Below are 10599 nucleotides of genomic sequence, written 5' to 3'. Positions count from 1 at the left end.
CTGCCCCACCCGCCAAGGAGTTCGCGCTCCAGGACCAGGTCACGCACGACAAGTACGGGCTCGGGCGGATCCTGGAGGTGGAGCCGGGACGGGCCGTCCTGGTCGACTTCGGGACGCGGAGGGTCAGGATTCTCGCCCCGTACGAAAAACTCTTCAAGCTCTGAAACCCCTTGCCGGTCGCGCGTGGAACGCGTGCAACGCGTCATCGAACGATCGGCCGGCGTTCATTTACGTAAAAAATCGGTGACGCCTCAGTCGCGGCGTAGAAAAACATCGCCAGGGGACGTCAGTCGGTGGTGATGGAGTCCGTCCGCCACCAGGTGAACCGGTGGACGTACCGCGTCCCGGCGCCGCGGCGGCCGGGACGGCGGCCGTAGGTGAGGACGATGATGCCGCGCCCGCCCGCGCCTCCCTCGGCCTGATCGCCGGCTCCCGGACGCGCGGGCAGCGGATGGATCTCACCGAGCAGCATCCGGGCGGACTCCCGCAGTTCCAGCCGGAGGTCGATCGCCCCGCGCCCCCGCATGGGGCTGCGGGCGAGGACGTCCTGGACCAGCGCCGTCAGCTGGTCGGCGAGTTCGTCGGCGGCCGAGCCCAGCCCCCACCGCCGCAATGCGCGGCGGAACGCCCGGCGGGCCTTGCGGCTCGTCGCGCGGCCTGTCGGGAGCTGCCAGCGGCCGGTGCGCAGCGCGGGCCGCCCGGTCTCGGTGGGCGGCTCGGCAAGATCGTTCGTTGGCATGGGCACAGGGGTTTCTCCGGGTTGTCGCGTCACGGCACTTGTGCCCGGGTTTCGTCCGGCCATGCGGCCGGACCGCGAACACGATGCCGTCCAATTCTTGACTGATTCCAGAAAGTGGGCCAGCCTGTGGGGCGTGGCCACGGCCTTGGACTTTCGGCAGATGCTGCGCGGCGCCGCCCTCCGCGTGACCCGCCCGCGGTTGGCGGTGCTCGAAGCGGTGCACGCGCACCCGCACGCCGACACGGACTCGATCATCGGTGCCGTGCGCGCGGATCTCCCGACGGTGTCCCACCAGGCCGTGTACGACTCGCTGCGCACCCTGACGGCGGCCGGGCTGGTCCGGCGGATCCAGCCGGCCGGCTTCGTGGCGCGTTACGAGTCGCGGGTGGGCGACAACCACCACCACGTCGTGTGCCGGTCGTGCGGGGTGATCGCCGACGCCGACTGCGCCGTCGGCGAGGCGCCCTGCCTGACCGCCTCCGACGACCGGGGCTTCGAGATCGACGAGGCCGAGGTCGTCTACTGGGGCCTGTGTCCCGACTGTTCCACCGCTGAGAGCTCCTGATTCGCCGCGCATAGCCCTGGGAGGACCCACATGTCTGAGAACAACGAAAACTTCGCGTACGACACCAACGCGGAGAGCGAGGGCGGCTGTCCGGTCGCCCACACCCGCGCCCCCCACCCCACGCAGGGCGGCGGCAACCGCGGCTGGTGGCCGAACCGGCTCAACCTGAAGCTCCTCGCCAAGAACCCCGACGTCGCGAACCCCCTCGACGACGACTTCGACTACGCCACGGCGTTCGGCGGCCTCGACCTGCCCGCCGTCAAGCGGGACATCGCCGAGGTGCTCACCACCTCGAAGGACTGGTGGCCGGCGGACTTCGGCCACTACGGCCCGTTCATGATCCGGATGGCGTGGCACAGCGCCGGGACGTACCGCGTCCACGACGGCCGGGGCGGCGCCGGGTCCGGCCAGCAGCGCTTCGCGCCGCTCAACAGCTGGCCCGACAACGCCAGCCTCGACAAGGCCCGCCGCCTGCTGTGGCCGGTGAAGAAGAAGTACGGCCAGCAGATCTCCTGGGCCGACCTGCTCGTCCTGACCGGCAACGTGGCCCTGGAGACGATGGGCTTCAAGACGTTCGGCTTCGCCGGCGGCCGCGAGGACGCGTGGGAGGCCGAGGAGGACGTCTACTGGGGCCCCGAGACCACCTGGCTCGGCGACGAGCGCTACACCGGCGACCGTGATCTGGAGAGCCCGCTCGGCGCCGTCCAGATGGGTCTCATCTACGTCAACCCGGAGGGCCCGAACGGCAACCCGGACCCGATCGCCGCGGCCCGCGACATCCGCGAGACGTTCCGCCGCATGGCGATGAACGACGAGGAGACCGTCGCGCTGATCGCGGGCGGCCACACCTTCGGCAAGACCCACGGCGCGGGCCCCGCCGACCACGTCGGCCCCGAGCCGGAGGCCGCCCCGCTGGAGCAGCAGGGCCTCGGCTGGAAGAGCACCTACGGCACCGGCGTCGGCGCCGACGCGATCACCAGCGGCCTTGAGGGCATCTGGACGCCCACCCCGACGACGTGGGACAACTCGTTCTTCGAGACGCTGTTCCGCTACGACTGGGAGCTGTTCAAGAGCCCCGCGGGGGCGCACCAGTGGCGGCCGAAGGACGGCGCGGGCGCGGGCACCGTCCCGGACGCGCACGACCCGTCCAAGCGGACCCACCCGACCATGCTCACCACCGACCTCTCGCTCCGGTTCGACCCGATCTACGAGCCGATCTCGCACCGGTTCCTGGAGAACCCGGACGCGTTCGCGGACGCGTTCGCCCGCGCGTGGTTCAAGCTGACCCACCGCGACATGGGCCCGATCGCGCGCTACCTCGGCCCGGAGGTCCCGTCCGAGACGCTCGTGTGGCAGGACCCCGTCCCCGAGGTCGACCACGAGCTCGTCGACGACGCCGACATCGCGGCGCTCAAGCGGCAGATCCTCGCCTCGGGCCTGTCGGTCTCGCAGCTGGTCGCCACCGCGTGGGCGTCGGCGGCGTCGTTCCGCGGCACCGACAAGCGCGGCGGCGCCAACGGCGCCCGCATCCGCCTCGAACCGCAGAACGGCTGGGAGGTCAACGACCCGGACCAGCTGCGGATGGTGCTGCGCACCCTGGAGGGGATCAAGGCGTCCTTCGACTCCGCCCAGACCGGCGGCAAGCGGATCTCGCTCGCCGACCTGATCGTCCTCGGCGGCTGCGCGGCCGTGGAGCAGGCCGCCAAGGCCGGCGGGCACACCGTCACGGTCCCGTTCACCCCGGGCCGGACGGACGCCTCGCAGGAGCAGACCGACGTCGAGTCCTTCGAGGCGATGGAGCCGTCCGTCGACGGGTTCCGCAACTACATCGGGAAGGGCAACCGGCTGCCCGCCGAGTACCTGCTGCTCGACCGGGCGAACCTGCTCACGCTAAGCGCGCCGGAGATGACCGTCCTCATCGGCGGTCTCCGGGTGCTGGGCGCGAACCACCAGGGGTCCTCGCTCGGCGTCTTCACCGCGTCGCCGGGGACGCTGACGAACGACTTCTTCGTCAACCTGCTCGACCTGGACACGACGTGGCAGCCGACGTCCGAGGACGCGGAGACGTTCGAGGGCCGTGACGCGACGGGCGCGGTCAAGTGGACCGGCAGCCGCGTCGACCTCGTCTTCGGCTCGCACGCCGAGCTGCGCTCCCTCGCCGAGGTCTACGCGAGCGACGACGCGGCGACGAAGTTCGTGAACGACTTCGTCGCGGCATGGGACAAGGTCATGAACCTCGACCGGTTCGAGCTCCGCTGACGGACGGCGTCCGGGCCGGTCGGCGCAGTGCCGACCGGCCCGGACGTTTCTTATGTCGTGATCAGCCGGACTCGGGACGGCACTTCGGGCAGAGGCCCCAGAACGTGACGTCGGCCTCGTCGATCAGGTAGCCGGCGTCGTCGACCGGGTCCAGGCAGGGCGGGTGGCCGACGGCGCAGTCGACGTCCTTGACCGCGCCGCAGTTCCGGCACACCAGGTGGTGGTGGTTGTCGCCGACGCGTCCCTCGAACCTGGCCGGGCTCCCGGCCGGTTCGATGCGGCGCACCAGCCCGGCTGCGGTGAGCGCGTGGAGCGCCTCGTACACGGCCTGCAGGGAGATGTGGCCCACCCGGTCGCGCACCCCGGACGCGAGCGCCTCGACGCCGAGGTGGTCGCCCTCCCGGACGGTCTCCAGCAGCGCGACCCGGGCGGCCGTCACCCGCAGGCCGGCCCCGCGCAGTTCCTCGGCGGTGGTCGGGGGGGATGCGGTCATGGCGCCGAACCTACCCTCACGGACGCGAAAGATTTCAGACAGCGAACGACACAAGTCTAATCGGACATTCGGCGATCGCCGCGCTTGCGGGCAGGCGGCCGGCCGGCGGTCGGGGAGGACCGCCGACCGGCACGTACAGCGGGCAATCGCCCCGTGGTCGGACGGAACGCCGTCAGCGGACGCGGATCAGGCCCCACAGCCCCTCGGTCAGGGCCCAGCGGAACGCGCCCGTCCGGTAGGCGTAGTCACCGGGCTCCCCGGCCCTGAACGTCAGGCTGCGGAGGGTCCCGTTGGTCAGCCCGCCGATCGCGCCCATGCGCGGGGTGTCGAGGTGCTCCTCCATGGGCCAGGTCTGCCCGTGGATCTGGAAGGAGTGGTTGCGCGGACGGTCGGCCCCCACCACCAGATGGACCCGGACGAGATCGCCCGGCCGGCACCGCAGCAGCGGAGTGCCCGGATCGTCCACCGCCAGGGACGGACGGTGCGGGAACAGATGGGCGCTCCGGTAGTTGAACGCCTTCTGCCCCGAGTCCTCCGGCTCGTCCTCCAGGTCGGTCACCGGCTGGGTGGGGTCGCCGTGGTGGTACTGGCGGACGCCGTCCTGGAGGATCAGGACCAGCTCGTGGACGTCCTCGCCGCCACGGTGCCGGATGACCGCCTGATGGCCCGTCCACGCCCCGCGTGCCGGGGTGGCGTCGGACGGCTCCACCACCAGGGCGCCCACGAGGCCGCGGTGGCGGTGGGTGCGGAGGTCGGCGCGATCCTCCAGGAGGATCACGCCGGGGGTGTCCGCGTACCAGCGGTAGGTGACGGCCGCGCCCGGTTTGACCGTGCCGTCCTCGTTGCGGCCGGCGAACGCGCCGTCGCTGTCGCGGACGTCGTAGCGCAGCGGCCCGACCGGGTGCAGCGACACCCGCGCCGACACCTCCCGGTCGGCCGGGTCGTCCAGGGCCGGGAGCGGCGGGTCGTACGGCGTCGGCTCCGGCGGGACGTCCACCTCGTTCGAGAGCGTCAGCTCCACCCACTCGCCCGCCCGGCACCGCAGGACGAGCGGCTCGCCCTCCGGCGCCCCGTCCACGGTGTAGACAAGGCCGAACGGGTCGCTGCGCCGGCCGCTGTAGTGGATCTCGCGGGCGACCGCCCGCACGTGGTAGCGCCGGACGTTGCGCGCGTCGACCGGCGGCGGCCCGTCGTCGCCGAACGCGCCCGGCAGCGGCGGGAGATCGTCCTGCTCCTCCTCGTGGAGGCGGAACAGGCCCCAGCAGCCGAGCCACGTGTCGTCGATGGCCGAGAAGGCCCACATGTGGTCGCCCGGGCTGTGCGACGGGTCCATGTGCAGGCTGAACGCCTCGGAGATGCCGAGGGTCTGCTGCGTGCGCAGCGGCGAGCGCGGATCGTCCCGCCAGGCGCGCCAGCGCATGCCGTGCACGGTGAATCCGTGCTGCTCCTCGTGCGACCCCTGGTGGAGGCGGACGCGGAGCTGCTCCCCGGGATAGGCGCGCAGTAATGGCGTCTGCGGGTCGCCGTGGACGGCGCTGGAGAACCAGTCGGCCGGGTCGCCGGGACGTTCGTGGAGCGGCTCGCAGCGATACCCGACGGCCATGGTGCCCTGGTCGTCCAGGGCGCCGGGAAAGGCCGGCGGGTTGATCGGCTCGCCCTTCTCCCCGTGGCCGTGCTTGATCAGCGGGACGAAGTCGGCGACCGGGACCACCTGTTCGCGGAACGCGCTGCCGTCCGGCAGCTTCACCACGGCCTGCGCCGCGTTGCGGACCTCCCTTCCATGGTCGTGCGGGTCGACCCAGACGGCGCCCTCCGGCTCGGCGATCATGGAACCGAACAGGCCGTGCCGCTGCCGCTCGTTGGCCAGCAGGTGGTCGTGGAAGAAGACGACGCCGAACTCCTCGTCGCAGTACCACCGGTACATCCAGGAGCGGTACCGCTCGTGGTCCTCAGGTCCGGCGTCGGCGGTGGTCGTCCCGGACAGGTAGTTCCAGCCGACGCTGGCGCCGTCCGACACCAGCGGGTCGAACTTCACCAGGTGGACGTGCAGCCCGCACTCCGGCTGGAACGGCAGGACGGCGTCGAAGTCCGTCTCCTCGTGGCAGCCCGGCGGGAGCGCGTTGGTCAGCGTGAACTCGATGATCTCGCCCTTGCGGCCGCGGATCGCGATCGGCTCGATCTTCCGGGTGCCCTTGGCGAGTTCCTTCCGGAAGTTCTCGATCCCGCCCGCGGCGTCGATCTCCTCCTGCAGGACGAAGAACACCCCGCGATGATCGTGCCAGGTCTCCTTGTGGTCTTCGCCCCCGTGGTGGTGGCTCTCGAAGTAGTGCAGCGTGCCCTGCATGACGACGAGGTGGTAGCGGCGGACGGGCGCGTCCGGATCCAGCGTGATCTTGGTGAACGCCTCGCCCGGCTGCGGGTCGGGGACGAACGCCGCCCGCTCCAGCGCGGTCGGCTCCCGTCCCATCCCCTCCGGCATCGCGGGGGTGCGCGGCGGGCGGGGCGACTTCTGCGGGAACGTCCCGTCGATGAACGCCGGGAAGCCCGGACGCTCGGCGGTGGCGGCGGGCGGTTCAGGACGTCCGGGCAGCGGGCGGAGCGGCTCGATGGGCGTCCCGTCCGGGTAGCGTCCGGCGCCGTCCTGGAGGACGTCGAAGACCCGCCACATCCCCCACATGCCGGAGTGGAAATGGGGATAGAGGTGGCAGTGGAAGATGATGTCCCCGGTCGCCGCCTGCACCGAGCCCGCGCCGCCGATCGGCTCGATCGTGAACGCCTGCTGGGGGCTGATCGTGATGGAGTCGATGATGGGCGACGCGCCGTTCCCCGGCACGGCCCGCCACTGGTGCAGGTGGAGGTGGAAGACGTGCGTCTCCTTCACCCCGGCGTGCACCAGCCTGATCTTGGACGGGTCGCCGCCGTAGGCGCGGAAGATCGGCGTCTGCGGGTCCCCGAACAGCCAGGAGCTGTGGTGCTGCTCCTCGCCGACGATCGCGTCCCGCGCCGGGTCGATCTCGCCCGCCTCGAGCATCCGCTCGTAGGCGAGGGAACGCCAGCCCATCGGCTCGGTGCGGTAGCTCATGAGCATCATCGAGGCGGCGTGGTCGCTCTGCGGGTGCTCGTTGCCGTGCCCGCCTCCGTGGTCGTCGTCGTGCTCGGGGAACAGGACGGGCGCCAGCCGCTCCCCGCCCGCCGCGGGCGCGTGCGTGTGCGGCCGGGGCCGCTCGCACTCGTAGAGCGGGTGCGGCGGCAGGACGGGGTTGTCGTTGGGCGACTCGTCCTGCATGAACAGCGCGTACTCGCGGAAGCTCTCCTGCCCCGGGACGTGGACGTCGGCGTACAGGCCGTCCAGCAGCGGGTCGCCGGTGACCGGGTCGGTCCAGGTGGCGCCCTCGGGCTCGACGATCAGCGCGCCGAACAGGCCGTGGGCCTGGGAGCCGTCCTCGCCGCCGCGGAGGTCGGCGAGGTCGCCGAGGAAGAACACGCCCTCGTTCACGGCGTCCCACTCGTAGACGATCGAGCCGCCGGGCGCGACGGCCGAGTCCGGGTTGCGGCCGACCGCGCCTCCGTCGGCGGTCACCACCCGGTGCCCGACGCCCTTGGCGTGGATTCCGGCCCGCTGCCGCAGCTCGTTGCGGAACCGGACGACGACCCGCTCGCCGACGCGGGCCCGCAGCACGAGCGGGCGGACGAGCGGGTGCGGGTCGGGGAGCAGTTCCGGATGCTTCAGCGGGTCGGGAAAGGGCGTGGGAAAGCTCTCCCTGACCGTGTTGAGCTCCGTCTCGTGCTCGGCTAGCGTGAAGATCATCCCGTTGCGGTCGTGGTCCCCGTGCGCGTCGAAGACGATGGGAACGTGCAGCGCGACGACGTCGTACACCCTCTTCACGGGCATCTGTGAATCCCCCTGGAACTCCCGGTGTCTCGGCGGCCGTCCCCTCCGGTGACGGCGGCCCTCGGCCTGCGCGGGGTGTGCGAGGTGCGCGGGGTGTACGGGGTTCGCGGGGTGCTCGGCGCGCGATGCGCGGGTTGCGATGCGCGGGTCGCGCGGTGTGTTGACAAGTATGACGAACTGGGCAGTCAAGTTGTTCCCGCCGAATGCGGCCGGCGCCGGGACGGCGCCCGCGGGCCGTCCCAGCGAGTGCCGTAAACGCCGTAAACGGCATCCTTAAAGAGCGCAACAAACGCAAAGTTAATTGTTAATAAGGCGCAAAGGCAAAGTGTTGACCAAGTCGTCGCAGCCGGAATACCCTCTCGGATGATTCTCCAGACCGAGAGGATCGCCATTGACGTGTTGACGTCAAAGTCCTCCGCAAATCCGCCGGTAAGGCCGGTACGGGGCGGGTGCGGCGAAGGCGTCAACCACAAACCCCCTGAGAGATACGACCCATGAAGAACGCCACACGTACGGCGATCGCGGTGGGCGCTGCCCTGCTCCTTCCCACGCTGGCGACCGCCACCGCCGCCTCCGCCTCCATCGACCCCCCCGCCGCCGACGCCCCGCCGGTGCCCAGCAAGGTCACCATCGGCGTCGAGACCATCAACGGCTCCGGCTGCCCCGCCGGGACGACGAAGGTCACCCCGTCCCACGGCAACACCGCCTTCACCGTCACCTACGACAAGTACGTGGCCTGGGCGGGCGGCGGCGCGCCGTCCACGGACTTCCGGAAGAACTGCCAGCTCAGCGTGCAGGTCGACGCGCCGGAGGGCTACACCTACGCGGTCGTCGGGATCGAGTCCCGCGGCTACGCCCACCTCGAGGCCGGCGCCACCGCCGTCCGCCGGACGAACTACTACTTCCAGGGCAACTCGGAGTCGCAGACGGTCACCCACACGCTCAAGGGCCCGTTCGACGACGACTGGAGGTTCGCCGACAAGACCGACACCCAGGGCCGGATCTTCAAGCCGTGCGGCAAGGACCGCAACCTGAACATCAACACGGAACTGCGGGTGGACGCGGGCGACTCCGCCAAGTCCAGTTTCATCGCAATGGAATCGGCGCGCGGGAACTCCGTCTACCACCTCGTGTGGAAACGCTGCGACTGATTCGCGCATTGCGTGACGCGATCCCCGCAAAGGGTGAGCGCCGCGCGACCGGAGCGGGGCGCGTCTGATCGGATGGTCGCCGTCTGATCACGCAACGTCGCCTGATTCGGACAGATCTTCAACCGATGGGGGAGGCGTCCGCGCCTCCCCCAACGGCCGTCTTGACTCGCTCCGCGCGTGCCCGCACGCGAACGCCCCCGCGCGTGCCGCACGCGAACGCCCGGCCGGGACGCACCCGGCCGGGCGTTGCCACGCGTTTCCGTGTTTCCGTGTTTCCGGTTCCTAGAGGTTCTTCGGGCGGTACGCCTTGTACTCGCTGCCCGAGTCCAGGCCGTAGTCGCGCGTCCGGTGGTCGGTGCCGTACCGGCCGCGCTGCTCGTACGCCCAGTAGGACGTGCGGTCGCTGTTCGCCCACTTCTCGAAGATGACGACGTGGCGGGTGGTGTTGGTGCCCTCCGCGTCCATGACGAGGTCGCCCTTCTTGAGCTCGTCCATCGAGATGCGCTCGGTGTACCGCGACGAGGTGAGGCCCTGGGTGTTCGGGCCCGGCTTGTCCAGCCCCAGCGTCATCGAGACGTAGCCGGAGCAGTCGGCGCGGTACCCGTTGTGGCTGCGGACCTGGCTGTAGCGCACCCGGTCGTCCGTGCCCGGGTTCCAGGTCTTTGCCCGAGCGATCACTTCGGATCGGGCGTCCCGCTTGATGGACTTCTCGGTGTCGGCCTTCTCGCCGGACGCGTCCGACACGGCCCGCTTGGACTTCTGCTTGTGGGGGAGGACCTCGACGGCGGCGACCTTGTCGCCGGCGCCGGGGCCGGGCTCGGACAGGTCCGACGCGTGCGCGGTGCCCGCGACCACGCCGAAGAAGGCGAGGCCGAACAGGGCGCCGGTCGTACGCGGGCCTAGGGGAAAGCGGTTTTTGGCGTGCTTGCCTTGCAAGGGGTCTCCTTGGCTTCCAGACGCCTACCGGGTTAGCTGACGGGTTCGGACGTGGAAGTCGCCCTACGGCCTAGGGGCAGGCCGATTCACCCCAGTGCGATGTGGGTCCCCGGCTCCGCGCGACGGCGGACTCGGCGTTGCCGCTGCGATCCTGATGAGGGCATGACGGCCCATCCGCGGGACCCTTGTGTCCCGCGTGCGAAAGAGCGGCGCGGATGTAGTGGCGCCCCAGGGAGGGACGCCGCTCTGTGAACCGGTCCTGGCTTCGCTCAGCGCCGCACGTCGGCGTGCGCATGGCCGGGCTGAGAACGGGGTCTCGGGGAGACCGCGCGGCAGGACCGTCACGAGACGACGCGTGGGTCGCGCCGCCGCCACCCCCGTCTGGCGCTGCCGTCCGGGGGGACCGTGTCCGAGCGGACACGGTGGGGCAAAACGCCTGGCGAGCGCCTTGGTGAGCGACAAGCTACTCGCTACGCCAAAGGAAGGCAAACTCGGACAAAATCAACAACACCCCAGCTCAGCGCCCTCGGGCGGGGGAGGCTAGGGGCTGTCCCTTAGACCATC

General features: G+C 70.9%; 7 protein-coding genes and 1 riboswitch. Of the genes, 3 read left to right on the top strand and 4 right to left on the bottom strand.

What is annotated here, in order from left to right; genetic code table 11:
- Positions 1 to 286: 286 nt before the first annotated feature.
- Positions 287 to 739, bottom strand: a complete 453-nt coding sequence (locus E1287_RS39385; protein WP_131970592.1) for a hypothetical protein — start codon at positions 737 to 739, stop codon at positions 287 to 289.
- A 133-nt stretch (positions 740 to 872) separates the two neighbouring features.
- Between E1287_RS39385 and E1287_RS39380 the strand changes: the two genes are divergently transcribed.
- Together E1287_RS39380 and katG are read left to right on the top strand one after the other, a co-directional pair.
- Complete coding sequence (locus E1287_RS39380; protein WP_131970590.1) at positions 873 to 1304, top strand: Fur family transcriptional regulator; 432 nt, start codon at positions 873 to 875, stop codon at positions 1302 to 1304.
- A gap of 30 nt (positions 1305 to 1334) precedes the next feature.
- Positions 1335 to 3563 (top strand): catalase/peroxidase HPI, encoded by a 2229-nt coding sequence (gene katG, locus E1287_RS39375; protein ID WP_131970588.1) that lies wholly within the window; start codon positions 1335 to 1337, stop codon positions 3561 to 3563.
- Positions 3564 to 3624: 61 nt separating this feature from the next.
- Here the strand turns inward: katG and E1287_RS39370 are convergent, their stop codons facing one another.
- Complete coding sequence (locus E1287_RS39370; RefSeq protein WP_131970586.1) at positions 3625 to 4056, bottom strand: Fur family transcriptional regulator; 432 nt, start codon at positions 4054 to 4056, stop codon at positions 3625 to 3627.
- Between the two features lie 172 nt (positions 4057 to 4228).
- Positions 4229 to 7948 carry a multicopper oxidase domain-containing protein gene (locus E1287_RS39365; RefSeq protein WP_131970584.1) on the bottom strand — a complete coding sequence of 1240 codons (3720 nt, stop codon included), beginning with the start codon at positions 7946 to 7948 and terminating at the stop codon, positions 4229 to 4231.
- A 494-nt stretch (positions 7949 to 8442) separates the two neighbouring features.
- On the opposite strand from E1287_RS39365, the gene E1287_RS39360 reads away from it, so the two are divergent.
- Positions 8443 to 9099: a DUF4360 domain-containing protein gene (locus tag E1287_RS39360; protein ID WP_131970582.1), complete on the top strand. Its 657-nt coding sequence runs from the start codon at positions 8443 to 8445 to the stop codon at positions 9097 to 9099.
- Positions 9100 to 9381: 282 nt separating this feature from the next.
- Here E1287_RS39360 and E1287_RS39355 read toward each other — a convergent pair whose 3' ends face one another.
- Positions 9382 to 10035, bottom strand: a complete 654-nt coding sequence (locus E1287_RS39355; protein WP_131970580.1) for a C40 family peptidase — start codon at positions 10033 to 10035, stop codon at positions 9382 to 9384.
- 6 nt (positions 10036 to 10041) lie between these two features.
- Positions 10042 to 10182: riboswitch (cyclic di-AMP (ydaO/yuaA leader) on the bottom strand.
- Positions 10183 to 10599 lie beyond the last annotated feature (417 nt).

Source organism: Actinomadura sp. KC06, assembly GCF_004348735.1.
In the GTDB taxonomy this organism is placed as follows: Bacteria; Actinomycetota; Actinomycetes; order Streptosporangiales; family Streptosporangiaceae; genus Spirillospora.
Note: the sequence above shows the minus strand (reverse complement) of the source record. Positions and strands in the feature narration are given on the sequence as shown.